This is a genomic window from Pseudaeromonas pectinilytica, from assembly GCF_054780855.1.
On sequence record NZ_BAAGVN010000362.1, the window covers coordinates 28,152 to 48,546 of the forward strand.

The following is a 20,395-nucleotide window of genomic DNA, read 5'->3' on the forward strand; positions in this document are numbered from 1 at the left end:
GTGGTACATCTATTCTTGGCACTGGCCTTGGGGAATCCCTGGCCTTTGCTGACAACACCAGCCCCCGGACATCCAGAACCCATAGGCTCTTACAGTGCCGGATGTTTACAAGGTAGCCAGCAGATGGCGTTGCATGGCCAGGGTTATCAACTGTTGCGCCCAGCCCAGCGGCGTTACTTCGGTCATCCGGTGCTGGTGGATTACCTGCATGATTTAGTCGCGCGCAGCCAATCCCAAGGACTGCCACCGCTATTGATTGGTGACATGGCCATGGTGCGAGGCGGACCGTTTAGCTCAGGTCATCGCAGCCACCAGAATGGTCTAGATGTGGATATCTGGTTCCGGTTTGCCGCCCCACCATTGTCCCGGCAACAGTTGGCCAATCCAACCCCTTTGGATATGGTCCGCGCTGATAACCGGCATGTGAGTCGCGCCTTCAGCGCACAGCAACAAACCTTGCTCCGGTTAGCCGCATCCGACTCACGGGTGGAGCGTATTTTTGTGCATCCTGCGATCAAGCAGGCTCTGTGTGCACAAACGACGGGCGATCGCAGTTGGCTCCACCGGATCCGCCCCTGGTTCGGCCATCGGGCTCATCTGCATGTCCGCTTGCAATGTCCTAATGGCGCCCGGGACTGCCAAGCGCAAAAACCAATCCCGCCGGGTGACGGTTGTGATGACGAGTTGAAAAGCTGGTTTAGTGGTCCTACGGAAGTCAGCAGCAGCTCAAAACCCAAGCCGCTACCGATCCTGCCACTTCGCTGCGAGCAAATACTGACACCTCGAACCTAGCAACGACCCTCTACGACTGTAGCCGAAAAGCCGCCAGCTCCTGATGGATCAAGCTGGCGGCTTGATCCAGCAACACCGTCTGTTGATGGCTTTCAATGACCACCTGTCGCGTCCCATCGGCCAGGAGCGCAACCTGCTCTACCTGCTCATTCAGCATCTGTGCGACTCGGGTTTGTTCGTCCACCGACTCGGCAATTTGTCCGATGACGCCACTGAGGCTATCAATATGGCTAAATAACGTCACCATGGCATGTTCAGAACGCCCAATCGCCTCCGCAGTCTGCTCCGTGCAGGCATGACTGCGGATCGTTTTCTCCAGCGCTTGTTTGGCACCCTGTTGCAACGCCGCAATCATAGTCCGGATCTCTTCGGTCGCGCCTTGACTCTTGCTGGCCAATTGCCGGACTTCATCGGCCACTACGGCAAAACCTCGGCCCTGCTCGCCCGCACGCGCGGCTTCAATGGCCGCATTGAGCGCCAACAGGTTCGTCTGCTCGGCGATAGCACTGATGGTATCCAGAATCGAGCCGATCTGCTGACTACGGGCCGCTAACTGCTCAACCTCGCCATGGGTCAACTTGATTTCATGGCTCAAGGTGGTGATGAGTTGATTGGCATGACGGCTGATATCCCGATTTTCAGCCCCTAGGCCACGTACGGCCTGAGTATCAGTAGCCGCCTGCTGGGTGTGCCGGGCAACCTCGACGCTGGACTGCGCCATCTGGGTCACGGCAGCAGCAATTTGATCGGCATGTTGATGGGTCATGGCCGCTTGCTGTTGCCCCTGCCCGCTCAACTGATCAACAGCTTTGGCAACGGCTTGCGCCTCCACTGAATGAGCATGGATCTCCCCAAGCAGGCGGACCATCTGCTGCAATAAGTTATCGACCGCAGTACTGATATGAGCTAATTCGTCCTGTCCAGGATCGCAAATCCGTAGGGTCAAATCCTGGTGCTCGGCGATCGCCGTCAGCGTTTTTTCGATGCCTCGAACTCGTTGACTGGTGATCCGGATCAGCAGACAACTCATGCCAATCAGCAGAATAGTCGAACTGACAGCCAGGAAACCGGCTATCCAGACCGCAGATTGGTTGCTCTGCACCCGCTGTCGGGTATACGTCATCATGGATTGCAACTGGGTCGCTGAAAGCTGGCTCAACTGCTGAATATGGGCTGTTACCGCGTTAAACCAGGAGCCCGCCTGTAAACCGGAATAGGGACCGGCCCCCTGCTGCCGAACCCGATCCAGCATGGTTTTGACGGCAAGCCCTTCAGCTCCCTGCCGCCATTGTTGCACCGCAACCTGCAAGTCTGGTGATGCCGTCAGTTCCAGCTGTGCCATCAGCCGTCCATCCTCCGTGTTCAAGGCGAGCAACTTAAACAAAGCATCAGGGGTGGCGTGATTAGCACTGAGCATGCCATTCACCAGTCCTCTGAGTTGCGCGGTATTCTCTTTGAGTGACAACAACTCCAGTAGCGCCTGAGCTTGTTCACGAACGGTTTCAACCGGGATCCGGTTGATTAAAACCCGCAACCCATCCAGCGAACCGCCATTGAGCTGACTGTATGCCGCAAAGACCCCTTTGGAGTCGAGCTGATCCGCCTGGCTCCGGATCGCCGCTCGCAGCTCAAAGGATGCGGGGATCCGTGCTAATACGGTTAACTGCTCCACATCGGCGAGTTGTTGTCTCAACTGCTGGAGAGCCTCGTCACTCTGCTGACGAGCGTGCCGAAGCTCATCGACAAAACGACCACCCTTGCTGGCAAGATAGCCCATGCTGATCCCACGCTCTGCCGCATTAGCATCCACCGCCCGATCCAAAGCACGAGTCACCTCCATCAGACGAAGTGTCTGTTGATCCTGATCGACAGATTGCTGCAAGCCAGAAATCAGGTACCCTCCGACGAGTAGTGCATACACCACCGGACACATGGCGATCACCAACAACAGGGTGGTGAGTTTGAAGCGGGAAAGAAATTCGCGCATCGATACGTTCTCTTGCCAAGGACATTGGTTAAAATCTAGCGGATCCTGATAAAAGCGCCGCAAAAGGCCCCCAAATGAGCTCTGGGTCCTTGAAGCAACCACCAGTTTTCCTTCCTTGCTTTGAACTTTGTGAGCAAGATCGCTACTATGGCGCCTGTTTTCATTAATTGGCCTAGGTTCGCGCGTGCGGAGCCCTGATGGCCACCACTCGCCTTCACCGGCTGGAGCTTAATCTTGCTTTCTACCAACAACATCACCATGCAATTCGGCAGCAAGCCGCTGTTCGAAAACATTTCCGTTAAATTTGGCGATGGCAATCGCTATGGCCTGATCGGTGCCAACGGTTGCGGCAAGTCGACCTTTATGAAGATCCTCGGTGGTGACTTGGAGCCGAGCGGGGGCAACGTATACCTTGACCCGAACGAGCGCCTCGGTAAGTTGAAGCAGGATCAATTCGCCTATGAAGAGATGCGCGTGATTGACGTGGTGATGATGGGCCATAACGAGCTATGGGCCGCCATCGCAGAACGTGACGCCATCTACGCCAATATGGAAGCCAGCGACGATGATTATATGCGTGCGGCCGAGCTTGAAGGCAAAGTAGCCGAATACGATGGCTACACCGCTGAATCCCGAGCCGGTGAACTGCTGCTGGGTGTTGGCATTCCGGTGGAACAGCACACAGGCCCGATGAGTGAAGTGGCCCCCGGCTGGAAATTGCGGGTGTTGCTGGCGCAGGCGCTGTTCTCCAATCCGGATATCCTGTTGCTCGACGAACCGACCAACAACCTGGATATCAATACTATCCGCTGGCTTGAGCAAGTGCTGAACGAACGCAACAGCACCATGATTATCATCTCGCACGATCGCCATTTTCTGAATATGGTCTGCACCCACATGGCGGATCTGGATTACGGCGAGTTGCGCGTCTACCCGGGCAACTATGATGAATACATGACAGCGGCCACTCAGGCACGCGAACGTCTGCTCTCTGATAACGCCAAGAAGAAAGCCCAGATTGCCGATTTGCAATCCTTTGTCAGTCGCTTCAGTGCCAACGCCTCCAAGTCGCGCCAGGCCACTTCCCGCGCTAAACAGATTGAAAAAATCAAGATTGAAGAGGTCAAGGCATCCAGTCGCCAGAACCCTTTCATCCGTTTCGAGCAGGAGAAGAAGCTGTATCGCAATATTCTCGAAATCGAAAACTTGGCCAAGGGTTACGACAAGGGGCCACTGTTCAAAGATTTCCGTCTGATGGTGGAAGTCGGTGAAAAGATTGCCATCCTCGGCGCCAACGGGATTGGTAAATCCACACTGATCAAGACGCTGGTGGGTGAGTTAACCCCCGATGCGGGCAGCATCAAGTGGTCGGAAAATGCCAAAATTGGTTATTACGCTCAGGACCATGCCTCTGACTTCGAGACCGATAAGACCGTCTTCGACTGGATGGCGGACTGGAAACATGAAAGTGATGATGAGCAGGCGGTCCGCAGCATTTTAGGGCGTCTGCTGTTCAGTCAGGATGACATCAAAAAATCGGTGAAGGTTCTTTCCGGTGGTGAGAAAGGGCGGATGCTATTCGGTAAGCTGATGCTGCAACGCACCAATATTCTGGTGATGGATGAACCGACCAACCACTTGGACATGGAATCCATCGAATCCTTGAACATGGCGCTGGAGATGTATCAGGGCACCCTGATTTTTGTCTCTCATGACCGTGAATTCGTCAGCTCCCTGGCCACTCGAGTGCTGGAAATTACCCCCGAGAAGATTATCGACTTTGGTGGCAACTACGAAGATTACCTGCGCAGCCAGGGTATCGAGTCCTAATCTATTCGCATCATCAAACATCAGTGAGGCTGCCCATGGCAGCCTCACTTCTATCTGCAGCCTACCACCCGTTAATCCGGATACTTGCGATAAATCTCTTCAATCGCGGGTAAATTGGCTAAAAATAATGCGACCAGTTCCGGGTCGAAATGCCGCCCAGCCCCCTGTCGGATATAGTCAACGGCATCACTGAATTGCCAGGCAATCTTGTAACAGCGCGGGCTGACCAAAGCATCCAGCACGTCCGCAATCGCCACAATCCGCCCAGCGATATGGATATCAGCTCCCTTCAAGCCACGAGGATATCCCTCACCATTCCAGCTTTCATGATGTTCATGCGCTATGGTCGCACCCAACTGCAGCACTCGCTTGTCCGACTTGTTGAGCACCTCAAAGCCAATCAGGGCGTGAGTCTGCATAATTGCCCACTCATCTGGATCCAGCTTGCCTGGCTTGTTGAGTACACGATCCGGAATGCCGATTTTACCGACATCATGCAGCGGAGCGGCCTGCCGCAAGAATTCGACATCACGGAGGTTCATACCCGAGAGCTGACCCAGTAATGCTGCAATTTCACCGACCCGCTTGACATGGGCGCCCGTCTCTTTGGAACGTTTTTCTACCGCCTCACCGAGAATGAAAATGGTCGATCGCTGAGTATCCTCAATCTCTTCCCGCAGCAGCAGACTCTCGTAGGTGATGGCAACGTTGGCAGTAAAGATCTCCAGCAATTCCCGGGCATCGGCGCTGATTACATCCGCAAACGACATATAGACCACGGTCTCGGAACCGGCCTTGCTGTGGTAATAGCAGGTAAAGTAGTGAGCGCCGAACTGGCTGCGGCGATCCCGCAACGCATTGTGAAATGCCTCCTGCACATCGGAGGGTAACTGCTCGACATCCTCATCAATCTGCAGGCCGGAATAGGCTTCCGTAGCGGCGAGCACCTTGAGTCGTCCATCTTCGGAAGACGCGGCATAGGCGGAAACCCGACTGGCGCAGAGACCATCGCCATCCAGGTTCAGCAGATAGTTGACCTGTTCCAGCACCGCAGAAGCAAAACGTCGTAAGTTGTGAGAATCGTAGACTTCGGTGATGGCATCAATGGCCCGGCGTAATCCCAATCGGGCGCGCTCCAGACGCATAATGTCCCGATAGGCTCGCAAGGAGGCATAAAATACCGTCATCAGCTTGCCATGGGTCAGGTCGGTCTTTTCTTTGTAATCGTTGATGTCATAGGTCTTGATCACATGCTCTTCCGGCGCTTGCCCAGGCTGCCCGGTACGCAGCACGATACGGACATTCAGATTTTTCAGGTCTTCACGGATATAGCGGGCCAGATCCAGTCCAGCACTATCGGTCTCCATCACCACATCCAGCAGGATGAGGGCGATATCATTGCGTTCACTCAGAATATCGACGGCCTCACCGGCACTATAGCAATGGATAAACTCCAGTCCTTTACCATCAAAGGTAAATCCCGACATGACCAGCCGGGTTACCTCGTGCACCGCTGGTTCGTCGTCCAGGATCATAACCTGCCACTGCGCCAAGCTACGCACCGTCTCTTGAGCCGGTTCATCGTCGATAAAGAGCAGATCATCACTCATGAGCCCATTCCCCTTGAGGCGACGCCGCCGCCAAATTACCCGTTGGAAACCGCAATCCGCTACCGCACCCTGCGAACACGCTGCACGCATGTTCTCTATCCTGACCTACCATCAGCGTAGTGCATATTATTTCATTGCAATGCTAGGGAGCCTACTGATTGTGAGCAATGTAACGACTTGAGCCATCAGTCATTCCCTAAAAAACGAGCCGGATCATCGGTGAATATGGCATCCATTCCCCATGCCCAGTGTCGAGCAACGGCTTGCGGGTCATTTACCGTATAACAGAGCAACCGATAACCCGCCGCCTTGATACTCCGAGCCAACATGGCATCGAGTGCCTGGTAGTCGCAGTGCAAGCTATATGCCTCAATGTCCTGCAACTCTTGCTGCCAGTTCGCAGGAATCGACTCATATAATTGCCCGCGGCGCAGGTGAGGCGCCTGATGCTGGCACAGACATAACGCCTGATGATTGAAGCTGGACAACAAGAGCTTGTCGCTGTCGCGCCACTCGTGTGCCAATGTCGTCAGCACAGAAGCGACCAACCGCTCCAAACCCAGCCCATCATGCTTGATTTCAAGATTCAGCCCCATGCCTAGACGTTGGATTTCCTGCAACGCCTCGCTCAGGGTCGGGATCCGCTCTCCGGAAAATTGTGGCGCAAACCAACAACCGGCATCCAACTGCTGCACATAGGCGAAGTCAACTTCGGCGAGTCGCCCTCGGCCATTACTGCACCGCTCCAGCTCTTCGTCATGAAAGATGACGGGAGCACCATCCGCCAGCACAGAGACATCCATCTCGACCCAGCGGACACCCAAAGCCGCGGCGGCACGGAAGGATGCAAGGGTATTTTCCGGCGCGACAGCAGCAGCACCACGATGGCCAATGATGCGCACATCACTTTGTGGGGTATCAAACATCTCATGTCTCAACTAAAAAATGGCTCGGTAATTCCCGAGCAAAAGCGCCGGATGCAAGGTCAAAGCGGTACGCTCACTACCTGCGGTGCAAGGCAACCAAACTTGCCGTCAATTGAGTCGCACCAGACGATTCGACAGCTGCTGTTGGGGAGCGCTGGCTGGGAACAGGGTGATTAACCGGGCCCCCACTTGTGCGACGCATTGCCGATAACCCACGTCAATCTGACCCGATTTGAGCTGCTGCACGAAATCGTTAATGATCTGCTGCCACTCGCTATCATCAACCCGCGCGGCAATCCCCTGATCCACCAGAATTTCCACATAACGTTCGGCTTCAGAGACAAAAATCAACACGCCCAGGCGCTCCCGGGTATGGTGCAGTCCTTGGGCCAGAAATTGCTGGCGCGCCATCAGGCTAGCTCGGTGTCGACGAACATGACGAGGCACAAGCAGCATTTTCAGCGGCATCCAGCGACAGGCAACAGATGCCACGAACCAGATCCCCCATTGCCAGATAAAGATATCCTGCCACTCCAGCCAGAACCCCAGCTCATAGGCCATCAACGGCGTCAACATGGCGATAAACGCCGCCCAGAGTGTCGGGATGTACAGATAGTCATCACTCTGCCGCGCCAGGACCGTGACGATCTCGGCATCTGTTTGTTCCTCGATGAGCTGGATCTGTTGAGCCAGCTCATCGGCAAACCCATCATTCATTAAACTCATGACCCACTCCGTTACCAACCACCCGATGCACCGCCGCCGCCAAATCCGCCGCCACCGCCGCTAAACCCACCACCACCGAAACCACTGCCCCCAGAGCCACCACTGCCCCAGCCGCCGCCCCAACCGCCGTTGCGATGGGAGCTTCCACGAAGTGCCTGTCGTAAACCAGGAGGACCAAACATGCTTAGAAAGGTCAATCCGACAAATGCCAGCAGCAAGAACCAGAAAATCAGACTCGAGTAACCATTCTTGTGGCTGACCTTCTTCGGCTTATATTCGCCCTGGGCTGCCTGCAAAATGGCACTCACCCCGGCGCTGACACCCGCCGCCATATCACCCTGTTTAAAGTGCGGCAGTATGCGGGTCTGGATAATATTGGCCGCGATCGCATCCGGCAAAGCCCCTTCCAGCCCATAACCAACCTCGATACGCACCTTGCGCTCCTGCAAAGCCAGGATCAAGAGCACACCATTGCTATGCTCTCGCGTACCAATGCCCCAGTGTCGCCCCAGCTGATAGCCATACTCTTCGATGCTCAGACCATCCAGGGTCGGCACAGTGACGACCACCAACTGGTTACTGGTCTGGCGTTCATGCTCGGTCAGCTGTGCAACCAGTTGCTCATGCTCATCCGCCGTCAAGATCCCGGCCAGATCCACCACCCGCCCGGTCAATGCTGGAAAGGCAACCTCGGCTCGTACCATGACGGAGAACAGCAGCAACAGGGTGAGCCAGCAAGCCGCCCAGGGTACACGTCTGGCCATCCCCTTCATCAGAAGTTCACCTCAGGAGCCTGCTCGGCACCGGGCTTGGTGGCTTCATAGTTTTCTTTTGGCGCTAACTCGCTATACAGAACTTTATGCCAGATAAGACCCGGGAAGGTACGGATCTCAGTATTGAAGGCCTGCACCGCCGCGATGTAGTCACGTCGCGCTACACTGATGCGGTTTTCAGTCCCTTCAAGCTGAGCCTGCAGACTCAGAAAATTCTGGTTTGCTTTCAGATCCGGATACTTCTCCGCAACCACCATCAAACGCTGCAGTGCTCCGCTCAGCTGTCCCTGTGCCTGCTCAAAGGCTTTCATCTGAGCCGGATCACTCAAGGCAGCGGCATCCAGACGCATGCTCCCTACCTTCGCCCTCGCCTCGGTGACGGCTTGCAGCGTCTCCCGTTCATGGCTGGCATATCCTTTGACCGTTGCTACCAGATTGGGGATCAGATCGGCGCGACGCTGGTACTGATTTTCAACCTGCGCCCAGGCTGCTTTGGTCTGCTCATCCAGCGTAGGGATGCGATTGACATCACAGCCACTCAACCCCAATACCAGTAGTAACCCGCTGATCGGCCAAAGAAATCGCCGCCAGCTCTTCATCAGAGCCCTACTTTGGGTTGCCGTCATCATGCATGTGGATCCGCTCATTCCCATGTTCCTCGTTCTCCATCATGTGTCCGCGTGGTACCTGTTTCCTGGCACCAACATGCGCGACCTGAGTGTGTGGTGAGTTGTGACACTACTGTGGACCAATACGGCTTCATATGAAATCTAATTTATTCTGGAATCGCCTGTGGTCTCGACTTCAGCACCGACTATGGCGTCTGCTGGGACGGTTACCGTCGCTCCGGTCAACACACGACCCAATTTACTCGCCAGCAGCGACAACAATTCGCGACGGATCTGGCCCAAACGCGGTTTTTCGTCGGCACTGAAAGGAATGGGACGACAAACCTGCATGGTCTGCAGCCCAAGACGCGCGGTCAACAAGCCCGCACCAACTCCTTGCGCCAGCCGGGCGGAGAGACGAGCCGAGAGCTCCGCCCCCAGCCAGTCGAGACCCACATCGGTGATCAGCTCGGCGGCTCCGGCATAGAGCATATGACGAGCGATTTGCCGCAACAGCCGGATCCGACTGGAATAACCCAAACGGATACCATAGCTGGCGGCTACTTCATCAATCATTTTCAGGCTGCGCCAGAGGATCAGCAACATATCCACACTCGCCAACGGGCTGATGGCAACCAGCACCGCCGCCTCACCACTCCAGCGCGAGATGCTGGCTCGGGCTTGTCGATCCTGCTCGCTAAGCACTTGTTGGCTATAGAGTCGCAGTTGTTCGACACTGCTGTGGTGTAACTCACAATCCGCCTGCCAGCGGGCATATCCTGCCGATCGATTGGCACCGGTTTGGACCGCCAGGGCCTCGCAAAAACCACGGGCGCCATCCGGCTGATTCGATTGCAGCAACACCCGCGCCTGGCTCTGGCTATCCTGCCGTCGTTTAAGCAGATGCAACTCGCGCCACTCGCGCCACAACAGACGGGCCCCGCCAACCGCTAACAGTCCCAGTGCGCCAGCCCAGAGTCCGCCCCACAGCCAGGAATCCTGAAATGATTGCCAGACGAAACTCCCCAACTGCACCACACTGAGCGAGGCGACCCCGGCCAATCCCCAGCCTAGAGCCCCGAAGCGACGACGCTGTAACGCCCGTGGCACCAAGTCCTCGGTGGCACTGGCGAGTGGATCCTCGTACGGTTGACTGTGCGCTAATTCAGACTCCGACAGCCGGATGGCTCCCTGATGCGGCAAGGCTGGCTCCTCCGCAGGCAAGGGGAGATCGACACGCCCCTGTGGCCGCGGCTGTTCCTCGGTCGTACTCATTGCATCTTATCTCCCAGCAAAAACTCCAGAACCTGATCCAGGCGCAAATGAGGCATCGCCACTCCGGGCTGCAAGCTTGGAGGACGTAACGCGATAAACCCGAACGGGGTGTCCGCGCGCCAGTAATCACCGCCTGGACGCGCGGCAGGGACTTCACCAGGAAACAGGTGTACCGGCTCACCATCGAGGGTGGTGCCTGACAATGCGGTCAGGGTCCGTCCCTCATGGGTCACCTGCCGATAATCACAACAGCGCACCGATGCGATGGGTAAACATTCGATGGTGATGCCCTCAAATCTCGCCACGCCATACGCGCGCTGGACCAAATCCCGCAGCAGGCTCTGCAGATTGGCATGCTGATCTGGCGTGACATGGTCGGCCTTACTGGCGGTAAACAGCAGCTTGTCGATCCGGGGGGCAAACAGCCGTCGCAGCCAGCTGCTCTGGCCATAGTGAAAACTGCGCATCAACAGCGCCAATGTCTGCTCCAGATCGGCAAATGCTCGGGCGCCGGCTTGCAAGGGCTGCAAACAATCCACCAGCACGATCTGACGATCGAAGGAGGCGAAATGATCGCGGTAGAATCCCTGGACCAGATGCTGTTTGTAGGAGGCAAACCGCTCCTCCAGCATCGCCTGTAATGAGCCTGGAATAGCGGTTTCCGCTAGCGGCTCCCAGACCCAGGGCACGAACTGCAACATGGGAGCATCCGCATACTCTCCCGGCAGCACGAAACGACCGGGCTGGATCAACGACAAACCCAGCTGGGACTTACAATGATGCAACCAGTCAGTATAACGGGCGGCCAGGGTCCGCAGGGCGCCATCATCCCCTGGCTCACTCAGCGACAAGCCGGCCCCCAATGCCAGCCACTCGCTGGCGGCAGCGGTCAGGACCGGATCCGCCAGCTGGTGTCGCATCTGCTCGCTCCACTGCTGATAGCTCATCTCCAGCAACGGCAAATCCAACAGCCACTCACCGGGGTAATCGACGATATCCAGAAACAGCGAACTGGCATCCCGCTTGAGATGACGCAACAGGGGATGATGACTGTCAAAGCGTAATTCCAGACGGATCTCGCTCACGCCTCGTGTTGGCTCGGGCCACTGCGGCGGATCGACATACAAGCTGGTAAGCCCGGCCTCATAGGGAAAACTCGGGATATGGTGATGGCGCTGGGGTACCCGACGCGCACCCAGCAGGCGTCCCGATTGCAGCACCTGCCAATGGGGCAAGCGGGCAGAAAATCCGGCCTGCTCCAGCTGTTGCACCAAGGCGGTGATGAACGCAGTTTTCCCACTCCGGGAGAGTCCGGTCACCGCCAATCGCAGGTGGCGATCCAGCGAACGATTGACCAGTGTCTCTGCTTTTTCCTGCCATTGTTGCCACTGATACTTGTCAAACAGGGTCATTACAGCCTCTGCAGATCACGACGAAGTTGGTATTCCTTGGAGGTAACACAGCGCTCCATAGCCTGCAAGCGCCGCTCGAGCGCATCCAGCTGCTGGGCCGTGCGATCCAGAGCCTGGTGGGGCATTAAGCCTTGCTGCCAGCCGTGCTGTTTGAGTTGTGCCGCACCATAACTCGCGCTCGCTCCGCCCTCGACTCTGGGCTTTTTATCCAACATGGCCCAGGCTGCCAGATAGAGCAGCATCGTCAGAAAGGAAGCAAAGATCAGCGCCGTCACTGCGACCAGCCGCACCACCCAGATCTCGACGCCCAGGTAATCCGCCAGTCCAGCACAGACCCCCCCCAGCGCACCCCGCTGGGGATCCCGGTACAGGTTCTTACTCATGTCCACCTCCTCGCGGTTCCCCATCGCCACGCCACTGCGGATTATCAACATCCAGTAGCCGCTCCAGGGTATGCACTCGTTGTTGCAACAATTCAGCCTGGGCCACCAGAGCCGTCAGACGAGCCAACTCTTGTTCGTTGAGACCGTTCCCCAACTGGCGATTGCTACGATAGTGCAGCACCAGCCAGATCGGAGCGACGAAGATCATGAACAGGATCGCAGGCACCACAAAAACTATCCAGATGGCGCTCATTTACTCCTCCTTTGTGGCAGCGGTTTGCAACCGCTCCTTCATGGCAGCCAACTCACGGGATATCGCATCGTCAGCCTCCAGTTCGGCAAATTGTTGCTGCAAACTGGGATTCGGATGGTATACATCGGCTTTGCTTTCCATTTCTTCGATCTTGCGCTCCATCCGATCAAATTTCTCCATGATGGAGTGCGGCGTCGCACGCTGTCCGTGCTGCTGCACGTTCAGCCGACTCTGAGCCGCCGCCGAACGCAGCAACATGGCTTTTTGACGTCCGCGCGCATCCTCCAGCTTGGCTTCCAACAGCTCAATTTCCGCCGTCAATTTGGCAATCCCCTCCTCAACCGCGGTAAACTCCTGACTCAAGGCATCGACCAGTTGCTGCTGTTTGCCCTTTTCAATCAGGGCAGCACGGGCCAGATCGTCACGACCCTTTTGCAAAGCCAATTCCGCCTTACTCTGCCAGTCTTGTAGTTGAGACTGATTGCGCTCCTGTTGCCGACGCAATTCCTTCTTATCGGCCAGATAACGGGCCAGATTGGAGCGCTCGCGCACCAGTCCCTCTTCCATCTCCTGAATGATCAATCGCACCATCTTGGGCGGATCTTCGGCTTTGTCCAGCAAGCTGTTGAGGTTGGCATTCACAATATCGGTCAAACGAGAAAAAATACCCATGGTGGTCTCCTTACAAGATCCTGTGTCACGAGTGTATCCAGGCGTAGCGTGTTGATTTCGCCAGATACAGTTACCACTTCGAATAGAGCAATAATCAGGCCAGACACAAAGATACTTATAACTCATTGATTAATAATCTTAATAAATATAAATAGGCTTTTAGCGTGGCAACGACCATGATTAAATAAACCAATAGTTGGTGAAATTAACCAGGTGAAATGATGCAAGAGGAACGGTTGCTAGGTGAATCCAATGCGTTTGTGGAGGTCCTGGAGCAGGTATCACGATTGGCGCAGATCCCACGTCCTGTGCTGCTGATTGGTGAACGCGGTACCGGCAAAGAGCTGTTTGCCCACCGACTGCATTATCTCTCCTCCCGGTGGCAGCAACCCTTCATCTCCATTAATTGCGCGGCTCTCAATGAGAGCCTGCTGGAAACCGAATTGTTCGGTCATGAGGCGGGCGCTTTCACCGGAGCGCAAAAGCGTCATCCCGGCCGTTTTGAACGCGCCGATGGTGGCACGCTATTTCTGGATGAAGTCGCCACCATGAGCCCCCGCTTGCAAGAGAAGCTGCTCCGCGTCATCGAATATGGCGAGTTCGAACGTGTCGGCGGACAACAATCCTTGCAAGTGGATGTGCGGCTGGTCTGCGCCACCCATGCCAACCTGCCCGCCTTGAGTCGTAATGGCCAATTCCGTGCCGACCTGCTCGATCGACTGGCCTTTGATGTCATCACGCTGCCACCCTTGCGCGCCCGCCGTGAAGATATTTTGTTGCTCGGGCGACACTTTGCCGAGCGCCTGAGCCAAGAGCTGGGGCTACCTGCCTTTGCCGGATTTAGTCCCGAGGTTCAGCAGCAACTGCTCGCCCACTCCTGGCCGGGGAACGTGCGCGAGCTACGCAATGCCATCGAACGCAGTCTGTATCGACAGGCTGAACCCGAGCTTCCGCTGACGTCGCTGGTTCTGGATCCATTTGCCTCGCCATGGCGTCATGAGCCGGAGGAACTGCAGGAAGTGTCGTTACCGACAACCCCGCTGAACTGGAAACAGCACCTAGCCGACTACGAACGACAGTTATTGCAACAAACATTGCGACAACAACACTTTAACCAGAGATTAGCTGCACAATCCCTTGGCTTAAGTTACGATCAGCTACGTGGATTACTCCGCAAATATGGGCTCAATACCAGGCCTGTTGCTAATGAGATGAATGAATGATGAGCACTTTGGAGATATGGCGCGCAGGACGCGTCCTGCTGTTCTGCAGCCTGGGATTACTGCTCGTCGGGTGCCAACAGGATGAGGCACAACAACAAAACGGTGCCGTCTACTGTGTCGAGAGCTCCCCCTCCAGCATGAACCCGCAACTGTATGGTCAAGGCACGCTCGGCTCCTCACTCTCCCATCAACTCTATGACCGACTGCTCACCGTCAATCCCGCCACCCAGCGTCTGGAAGGGGCTCTGGCAACGGGTTGGACCATTAGTCGTGACGGGTTGACCTACACCTTTACGTTGCGTAAAGGGGTGCAATTCCATCGGGTGGACTGGTTCAGCCCTACCCGTGGATTTACAGCCGAAGATGTGCTGTTTAGCTTCAACCGCATGCGGATACCGAGCCATCCCTATCACGACATATCCGGCGGTCATTACCCCTTCTTTGACAACACCGGCGTTGGCCAGCAGATCCGGGATATCCGCAAACTGGGCGACCATCAGATCCAGTTTGAACTCAACGCGCCCAATGCCTCCTTTCTCGCCAATCTAGCCAGCGATTATGCCGTGATCCTCTCGGCTGAATATGCTCAGGAATTGCTTCTCAGTGGTCGACCCGCGCAGCTGGATCAACTAGCCGTCGGTACCGGGCCCTTCATGCAGCAAGAATTTCGCAGCAATGAATTCATTCGCCTGCATCGCAACCCGCTGTACTGGGATCAACCTGCGGCATTGGAGCGACTGGCATTTGACTATACCCCTCGTCCGACCAAGCGTTTGGCCAAGTTACTGACCGGTGAGTGCCAGGTCATGGCGTTTCCCGCCGCCAGCCAGCTGGATTTCATCCGTAAACAATCGCACCTGCGACTCGATGAGGAAAGCGCGCTCAATACCGCTTTTTTAGCGCTGAACGTCCGGAAAAAACCATTCGACGATTTACGAGTGCGCCAGGCCATCGCCATGGGCATCAATCGCGATAATTTGCTCAAAGCTGTCTATTTCGGTACCGGTGAATGGGCCAATACCCTATTACCGCCCATCTCCTGGGCACACAACCCGAATATTGGCGAGTACGGTTACGACCCGATTGCCGCGAAAGCCTTGCTTAAAAAAGCCGGGCTCGAAGCTGGTTTCGAGATGACCCTTTGGGTCCAACCCGCGAATCAAACCTACAACCCTAATGCGCAGAAAACCGCCCAGCTGATCCAGAGTGATCTGGCCAAGTTGGGGATCGAGGTACAAGTCGCCCAACTCCGCGGCACGCTGATGCAGATCCTGCTTCAGGAGGGGCGCCATGATGCCGTCGTCATGAGTTGGAATGCCGATACCGCCGATCCAGACAGCTTCTTCCGACCGTTGCTCAGTTGTCAGGACTCCGGAGAAAAAGGTGCCAACTATTCGCGCTGGTGCGAGCCGGCGTTTGATCGGTTAATGGAACAAGCGATTGCTACCACCCGGATGGCACAACGCATCGAAGCCTATCAGCAGATGCAGGAAATGGTGTATCAGGACGTTCCGCTGATCCCTCTGGCACATTCACAATATCTCTATGCCGGTTGGAAGAACCTGCATAATCTGGAACTGACCCCTATGGGGGGCATCTCCTTCAAGCGGGCCTATCGAGAATAAAACATGCTGATCTACACCCTGAGACGACTCAACTTGTTGATCTTTACCTTGCTGATCCTCAGCCTGTTCGCCTATTGGCTGGAGTATCGCCTCGGTCCTGGTGGACAGAGTCTGTGGAGCGGCTATCTGGATTATCTGCGCCGCCTGTTTTCCGGCGACTTTGGCGTGTCCAGCCAATCGGGGCGGCCGATCCTCGAAACCATCATGTTGCATCTTCCTGCCACTCTGGAGCTTTGCTTTGCGGCTGTGTTACTCGCCACGGTGATCGGCATTCCATTAGGCACCATTGCCGCGCTTAATCAGGGACGTTGGCTGGATACCGGCATCATGGGCTTCAGCGTGCTGGGCTCTTCCATCCCCGTCTACTGGCTGGCCCAGCTCCTGATCATGGCGTTTGCGATGCACTTCCAGCTGTTGCCTTCCTCGGGTCAACTGAATCTGTTATACGAAATCAAACCGGTGACCGGCTTCATGCTGATTGACACCTGGCTGATGGCGGGGCCCCAACGCTGGCCTGCTTTTATGAGCGCGGTACAACATCTGTGCCTGCCCGCCTTGACTCTGGCGCTGTTACCGATCACCGAGGTCACACGTCTGGTGCGCAGCTCTATGCTGGAAGTGCTCAAACAAAACTATATCAAGGCCGCCTTCAGCCGTGGCTGGTCACCGCTAGCGGTTATCTCCCGTCACGGCTTGCGCAATGCCCTACCACCGATCTTGCCGCAACTGTCGTTACAATTTGGAGCCATCATCACCTCGGCCATCGTCATCGAGCAGGTTTTTGAATGGCCAGGTCTGGGTCACTGGCTGATTAACAGCATCATGAGCCGCGACTATGTGGCCATCCAGGCCAGTATGTTGCTGATCTCCAGCGTATTGGTGGTACTGAATATTGCCACCGAGCTGCTTTCCACCCTGCTCTATCCTGCCAAGAGGAAGGAATCCTATGGCCAGCAAGGCTAAAACCTATCCGGAAATCCGCATTCCGTCACCGGTCACCCAGACGTGGCTGGCCTATAAGGAGAATCCGGTCGCCATGGCCGCCTTGTGGGGCATGGCGTGTCTGCTGCTGGTGGTGATCTTCGGGCCGTCCTTTGTCAGTTACAATCCGCTCCAACAAGACCCCAATGCCTTGTTATTGCCGCCTTCATGGGCCGCGCACGGTACCATAGTGCATTTCCTGGGTACTGATGATCTCGGTCGGGATCTACTGACCCGGCTGATCTACGGCGCCCGACTCACATTTGGCAGTGCCGTGGTCGCGACCTTGATTGCCATGCTGTGCGGTTGTGCCGTTGGTCTGCTGGCGGGTATGAGCCGAGGGCTAAAGTCCAGTGTGCTGCACCATATGCTCGATACCTTGCTGTCCATCCCATCACTGTTGCTGGCCATTGTGCTGGTCGCAGTGTTGGGACCCGGCCTGGATAATGCGGCGCTGGCCGTCACCCTGACCCTGACACCGCAGTTTATCCGTGCGACCTACAATGCTGTGAATGACGAGCTGCAAAAAGAGTATATCGTCGCGGTCCGACTGGATGGCTCACCACCGTTGCGAATCCTGCGACTGGCGATCTTGCCAAATATCGTCGACATCATAGTGGCGCAAACCACTCGCGCATTGTCCACCGCCATTCTCGATATCAGCGCAGTCTGCTTTTTGGGGATCGGTGCCCAGTCGCCGTCTCCGGAATGGGGAACCATGTTGGCCGACGGCATGGATCTCATCTATATCGGGGCCTGGACCGTGACACTGCCGGGCTTTGCCATCATCTTCAGTGTCCTGGTCACCAATCTGGTCGGCGATGGACTGCGTAGTGCGTTACAGAAGGGTATTGATTGATGCCATTGCTCGATATTCGCAACCTCACCATCGAAATCGATACCCCCCAAGGTCGCGTCAAGGCCGTAGACCGCGTGAATCTGACCCTCAATGAAGGGGAGATCCGAGGTCTGGTGGGTGAATCGGGCTCTGGCAAGAGTCTGGTCGCCAAGGCGATCATGGGCATGAAGAAAGAAAACTGGCGTGTCACCGCAGATCGGATGCGGATCAACGACATCGACCTGATGAGTTTGAGCCCGCGCGAGCGACGTAAAGTCATTGGCCGTGATATTGCCATGATTTTTCAGGAGCCACGCTCCTGTCTCGATCCCTCCATGCCCATCGGTGCCCAGCTCATCGAAGTGATCCCGGGACGGGTATTTGAAGGTCGTTGGTGGCAACGCCTGTTCTGGCGCAAGAAGCACGCCATCGGCTTGTTGCACCGGGTCGGCATCAAGGATCATAAGAAAGTCATGGCCGCCTTCCCCCACCAACTCTCGGAAGTGGTGTGTCAGAAGGTGATGATCGCCATGGCCATTGCCATCAAGCCTCGATTGCTGGTTGCCGATGAGCCCATCAGTGCCATGGAGTCCACCACCCAGGCGCAATTGCTGCGGCTGCTGGATCGGATGAACCAGAACAACAACACCACCATTTTGTTGATCAGTAACGATATTTCCACCATCGCCAATCTGACGGAGACCATTACCGTCATGTATTGCGGGCAGATGGTCGAGACCGGAAGCCGCGAGCAATTGCTGGCTACTCCCCATCATCCCTATACCAACGCCTTGTTGAATGCGATCCCCGACTTCAGTGGCCGACTGCCCCATAAGTCACGGCTCAATGCCCTCCCTGGAGCCATACCACCGTTGCAGCATCTGCCGATCGGTTGCCGCCTGGGTCCGCGCTGCCCCTATGCCCAGAAGTTATGTGTCCAAACTCCGCCCATCACCCGACTCAAAAATCAGCAGTACAGCTGCCACTTCCCGCTCAATATGGAGGAAGCTAAAAAATGAAGGCCGAGCCGCTGTTGCGCGTGACCAATATTGGCAAGAGTTTCATTGAACGCCGAGGGCTGTTTCGCAAGGAGGCGGTACGCGCCCTCGAGCAGATCAGTTTCACTCTGGAGCCTGGTGAAACCCTGGCCCTGGTCGGCGAAGCCGGATCCGGCAAGAGCACGCTCGCCAAGATACTGGCGGGTGTCGTCGCCGCCAGCGAGGGAGAAATTCGTGTCGATGGACAACTGATAGCGCCCGATGATTATGAGCAGCGTTGCAAGCAGATCCGGATGATCTTTCAAGACCCGAATTCATCCTTGAATCCCAGATTGCGTATCGGCCGGATCCTCGAAGCTCCGCTGATGCTGAATACCGCCATGACGCCGGAAGAGCGCGCCCATCAGGTGCAGGAAACCCTGCGCATGGTCGGTCTGCTGGCAGAGCACGCGCTCTTCTACCCGCAGATGATCTCCTCAGGCCAGAAACAGCGTGTGGCTCTCGCCCGGGCCTTGATCATGAATCCGCGCATCATAGTGGCCGATGAAACCTTCTCAATGCTGGATCTTTCGGTACGCTCCCAGATCATCAACCTGCTGCTGAAATTGCAGCAGGAGCTGGGGATTGCCTATGTGATCGTGGCCAATGACCTCGGGCTGGTGCGCCATATCAGTGACAAGGTCATCGTCATGCATCAAGGCAAGCTGGTTGAAAGCGGCGAGACTCAGCAGGTCTTTGCCGCACCGCAGCATGAAGTGACCAAGCGGTTGATCCAGAGTTATGGTCACGAGTATCGGCGCTAAAACCTGTTCTTGTTACAGGTGCGGATTCAGGTAATACGCACCTACCTCTACTCCACCATGGCGCAAACCGGCACACCGCTATGAAAGCGGAACTGCGGATCCTGAGCCAGGATCAAGCTGGCTTCTTTCTCAGCAAGAGTGGCAACCCGTTGCTGGATATTGCCGTCACTATAACGCTCGGCCAGCGCCAGATAATCGGCATAATGGCGAGACTCCGAGCGCAGCAACGATAAATAGAAGCGACGTAGCGTCTCGTCCAGATACGGAGCCAATTTGGCAAAACGCTCGCAGGAGCGCGCTTCAATCAGGGCACCAATAATCAGCTTATCGACCAGTGCTGCAGGCTCATGGGTCCGCACCTCCTTGATCAGGGCCGCGGCATAACCCGATGGGCTCAGCACCCGGTAGCCGATCCCCCTCTCTCGCAGGATCTCGACCACCTGCTCGAAGTGGTGTAGCTCCTCCCTCGCCAATCGCGAAGCCATGATCAAGAGCTCGGAGCGCTCCACATAGCGGTGCATCAGGCTCATCGCCGTGGCGGCAGCCTTCTTCTCGCAGTTAGCATGATCAATCAGCAATATCTCCTGCTGCCGCACGGCCTCGTCAATCCAGGCATCGGGAGTCGGACAGGCAAGAAAAGCATGGATAGGGGCAAGTAGTTCGGAATACACAATCCACTC

Annotated in this window: 20 protein-coding genes; 8 read left to right on the forward strand and 12 right to left on the reverse strand. The window is 56.0% G+C overall.

The features are described from left to right. Complete coding sequence (gene mepA / locus ACYVG7_RS20770) at nt 1-792, forward strand: penicillin-insensitive murein endopeptidase (RefSeq protein WP_460885013.1); 792 nt, start codon at nt 1-3, stop codon at nt 790-792. Nucleotides 793-802: 10 nt separating this feature from the next. Here mepA and ACYVG7_RS20775 read toward each other — a convergent pair whose 3' ends face one another. Beyond that, nucleotides 803-2,779, reverse strand: coding sequence for a methyl-accepting chemotaxis protein (locus ACYVG7_RS20775; RefSeq protein ID WP_460885014.1), 1,977 nt, complete (start codon nt 2,777-2,779; stop codon nt 803-805). A 234-nt stretch (nt 2,780-3,013) separates the two neighbouring features. On the opposite strand from ACYVG7_RS20775, the gene ACYVG7_RS20780 reads away from it, so the two are divergent. Further along, complete coding sequence (locus ACYVG7_RS20780) at nt 3,014-4,609, forward strand: ABC-F family ATPase (RefSeq protein WP_460885015.1); 1,596 nt, start codon at nt 3,014-3,016, stop codon at nt 4,607-4,609. 71 nt (nt 4,610-4,680) lie between these two features. On the opposite strand, the gene ACYVG7_RS20785 is transcribed toward ACYVG7_RS20780, so the two are convergent. From ACYVG7_RS20785 to pspA, 10 genes are all read right to left on the reverse strand, one after another. Then, a complete protein-coding gene (locus ACYVG7_RS20785) occupies nt 4,681-6,219 on the reverse strand; it encodes a DUF3369 domain-containing protein (RefSeq protein WP_460885016.1) in 1,539 nt (512 codons plus the stop codon). Between the two features lie 185 nt (nt 6,220-6,404). Then, nucleotides 6,405-7,145, reverse strand: a complete 741-nt coding sequence (locus tag ACYVG7_RS20790; RefSeq protein ID WP_460885017.1) for a glycerophosphoryl diester phosphodiesterase — start codon at nt 7,143-7,145, stop codon at nt 6,405-6,407. A 108-nt stretch (nt 7,146-7,253) separates the two neighbouring features. Then, nucleotides 7,254-7,871 carry a TPM domain-containing protein gene (locus tag ACYVG7_RS20795; RefSeq protein WP_460885018.1) on the reverse strand — a complete coding sequence of 206 codons (618 nt, stop codon included), beginning with the start codon at nt 7,869-7,871 and terminating at the stop codon, nt 7,254-7,256. An 11-nt stretch (nt 7,872-7,882) separates the two neighbouring features. Further along, nucleotides 7,883-8,635: a TPM domain-containing protein gene (locus ACYVG7_RS20800; protein WP_460885019.1), complete on the reverse strand. Its 753-nt coding sequence runs from the start codon at nt 8,633-8,635 to the stop codon at nt 7,883-7,885. Nucleotides 8,636-8,643: 8 nt separating this feature from the next. Beyond that, nucleotides 8,644-9,243 carry a LemA family protein gene (locus ACYVG7_RS20805; protein ID WP_460885079.1) on the reverse strand — a complete coding sequence of 200 codons (600 nt, stop codon included), beginning with the start codon at nt 9,241-9,243 and terminating at the stop codon, nt 8,644-8,646. A 171-nt stretch (nt 9,244-9,414) separates the two neighbouring features. Further along, the gene (locus ACYVG7_RS20810; protein ID WP_460885020.1) at nt 9,415-10,527 is read right to left on the reverse strand and encodes a YcjF family protein; all 1,113 of its coding nucleotides are present in this window, start codon (nt 10,525-10,527) and stop codon (nt 9,415-9,417) included. Continuing rightward, on the reverse strand, nt 10,524-11,939 hold the full coding sequence (locus tag ACYVG7_RS20815; protein ID WP_460885021.1) for a YcjX family GTP-binding protein: 1,416 nt from the start codon (nt 11,937-11,939) through the stop codon (nt 10,524-10,526). Before ACYVG7_RS20815 ends, ACYVG7_RS20810 begins: the two co-directional genes overlap by 4 nt. After that, nucleotides 11,939-12,322 (reverse strand): envelope stress response membrane protein PspC, encoded by a 384-nt coding sequence (pspC, locus tag ACYVG7_RS20820; RefSeq protein WP_460885022.1) that lies wholly within the window; start codon nt 12,320-12,322, stop codon nt 11,939-11,941. Before pspC ends, ACYVG7_RS20815 begins: the two co-directional genes overlap by 1 nt. Beyond that, nucleotides 12,315-12,575 carry an envelope stress response membrane protein PspB gene (gene pspB, locus ACYVG7_RS20825; RefSeq protein ID WP_460885023.1) on the reverse strand — a complete coding sequence of 87 codons (261 nt, stop codon included), beginning with the start codon at nt 12,573-12,575 and terminating at the stop codon, nt 12,315-12,317. The genes pspC and pspB overlap by 8 nt, the downstream gene beginning before the upstream one ends. Continuing rightward, nucleotides 12,576-13,247 (reverse strand): phage shock protein PspA, encoded by a 672-nt coding sequence (pspA, locus tag ACYVG7_RS20830; RefSeq protein WP_460885024.1) that lies wholly within the window; start codon nt 13,245-13,247, stop codon nt 12,576-12,578. Nucleotides 13,248-13,468: 221 nt separating this feature from the next. Here pspA and pspF point away from each other — a divergent pair, with 221 nt between their 5' ends. Genes pspF through ACYVG7_RS20860 form a run of 6 tightly spaced genes read left to right on the forward strand, consistent with a single transcriptional unit; the run spans nt 13,469 to nt 19,715 of the window. Next, complete coding sequence (gene pspF / locus ACYVG7_RS20835; RefSeq protein ID WP_460885025.1) at nt 13,469-14,470, forward strand: phage shock protein operon transcriptional activator; 1,002 nt, start codon at nt 13,469-13,471, stop codon at nt 14,468-14,470. Then, nucleotides 14,467-16,095, forward strand: a complete 1,629-nt coding sequence (locus tag ACYVG7_RS20840) for an ABC transporter substrate-binding protein (RefSeq protein ID WP_460885026.1) — start codon at nt 14,467-14,469, stop codon at nt 16,093-16,095. The genes pspF and ACYVG7_RS20840 overlap by 4 nt, the downstream gene beginning before the upstream one ends. Nucleotides 16,096-16,098: 3 nt before the next feature. Continuing rightward, nucleotides 16,099-17,058, forward strand: a complete 960-nt coding sequence (locus tag ACYVG7_RS20845; RefSeq protein ID WP_460885027.1) for an ABC transporter permease — start codon at nt 16,099-16,101, stop codon at nt 17,056-17,058. After that, complete coding sequence (locus tag ACYVG7_RS20850; RefSeq protein WP_460885028.1) at nt 17,042-17,935, forward strand: ABC transporter permease subunit; 894 nt, start codon at nt 17,042-17,044, stop codon at nt 17,933-17,935. The genes ACYVG7_RS20845 and ACYVG7_RS20850 overlap by 17 nt, the downstream gene beginning before the upstream one ends. Next, entirely contained in the window at nt 17,935-18,933 is a 999-nt protein-coding gene (locus tag ACYVG7_RS20855; protein ID WP_460885029.1) for a peptide ABC transporter ATP-binding protein, read from the forward strand. The genes ACYVG7_RS20850 and ACYVG7_RS20855 overlap by 1 nt, the downstream gene beginning before the upstream one ends. Further along, nucleotides 18,930-19,715: a peptide ABC transporter ATP-binding protein gene (locus ACYVG7_RS20860; RefSeq protein WP_460885030.1), complete on the forward strand. Its 786-nt coding sequence runs from the start codon at nt 18,930-18,932 to the stop codon at nt 19,713-19,715. Before ACYVG7_RS20855 ends, ACYVG7_RS20860 begins: the two co-directional genes overlap by 4 nt. Before the next feature lie 47 nt (nt 19,716-19,762). Here ACYVG7_RS20860 and ACYVG7_RS20865 read toward each other — a convergent pair whose 3' ends face one another. Beyond that, a complete protein-coding gene (locus tag ACYVG7_RS20865) occupies nt 19,763-20,386 on the reverse strand; it encodes a MiaE family protein (RefSeq protein ID WP_460885031.1) in 624 nt (207 codons plus the stop codon). Between the last annotated feature and the right edge of the window lie 9 nt (nt 20,387-20,395).

Coding starts and splice junctions, on each gene's coding strand:
- ACYVG7_RS20775 (WP_460885014.1), bottom strand. CDS start 2,779: ATGCGCGAATTTCTTTCCCGCTTCAAACTCACCACCCTGTTGTTGGTG.
- ACYVG7_RS20785 (WP_460885016.1), bottom strand. CDS start 6,219: ATGAGTGATGATCTGCTCTTTATCGACGATGAACCGGCTCAAGAGACG.
- ACYVG7_RS20790 (WP_460885017.1), bottom strand. CDS start 7,145: ATGTTTGATACCCCACAAAGTGATGTGCGCATCATTGGCCATCGTGGT.
- ACYVG7_RS20795 (WP_460885018.1), bottom strand. CDS start 7,871: ATGAGTTTAATGAATGATGGGTTTGCCGATGAGCTGGCTCAACAGATC.
- ACYVG7_RS20800 (WP_460885019.1), bottom strand. CDS start 8,635: ATGGCCAGACGTGTACCCTGGGCGGCTTGCTGGCTCACCCTGTTGCTG.
- ACYVG7_RS20805 (WP_460885079.1), bottom strand. CDS start 9,243: ATGAAGAGCTGGCGGCGATTTCTTTGGCCGATCAGCGGGTTACTACTG.
- ACYVG7_RS20810 (WP_460885020.1), bottom strand. CDS start 10,527: ATGAGTACGACCGAGGAACAGCCGCGGCCACAGGGGCGTGTCGATCTC.
- ACYVG7_RS20815 (WP_460885021.1), bottom strand. CDS start 11,939: ATGACCCTGTTTGACAAGTATCAGTGGCAACAATGGCAGGAAAAAGCA.
- pspC (WP_460885022.1), bottom strand. CDS start 12,322: ATGAGTAAGAACCTGTACCGGGATCCCCAGCGGGGTGCGCTGGGGGGG.
- pspB (WP_460885023.1), bottom strand. CDS start 12,575: ATGAGCGCCATCTGGATAGTTTTTGTGGTGCCTGCGATCCTGTTCATG.
- pspA (WP_460885024.1), bottom strand. CDS start 13,247: ATGGGTATTTTTTCTCGTTTGACCGATATTGTGAATGCCAACCTCAAC.
- pspF (WP_460885025.1), top strand. CDS start 13,469: ATGCAAGAGGAACGGTTGCTAGGTGAATCCAATGCGTTTGTGGAGGTC.
- ACYVG7_RS20840 (WP_460885026.1), top strand. CDS start 14,467: ATGATGAGCACTTTGGAGATATGGCGCGCAGGACGCGTCCTGCTGTTC.
- ACYVG7_RS20845 (WP_460885027.1), top strand. CDS start 16,099: ATGCTGATCTACACCCTGAGACGACTCAACTTGTTGATCTTTACCTTG.
- ACYVG7_RS20850 (WP_460885028.1), top strand. CDS start 17,042: ATGGCCAGCAAGGCTAAAACCTATCCGGAAATCCGCATTCCGTCACCG.
- ACYVG7_RS20855 (WP_460885029.1), top strand. CDS start 17,935: ATGCCATTGCTCGATATTCGCAACCTCACCATCGAAATCGATACCCCC.
- ACYVG7_RS20860 (WP_460885030.1), top strand. CDS start 18,930: ATGAAGGCCGAGCCGCTGTTGCGCGTGACCAATATTGGCAAGAGTTTC.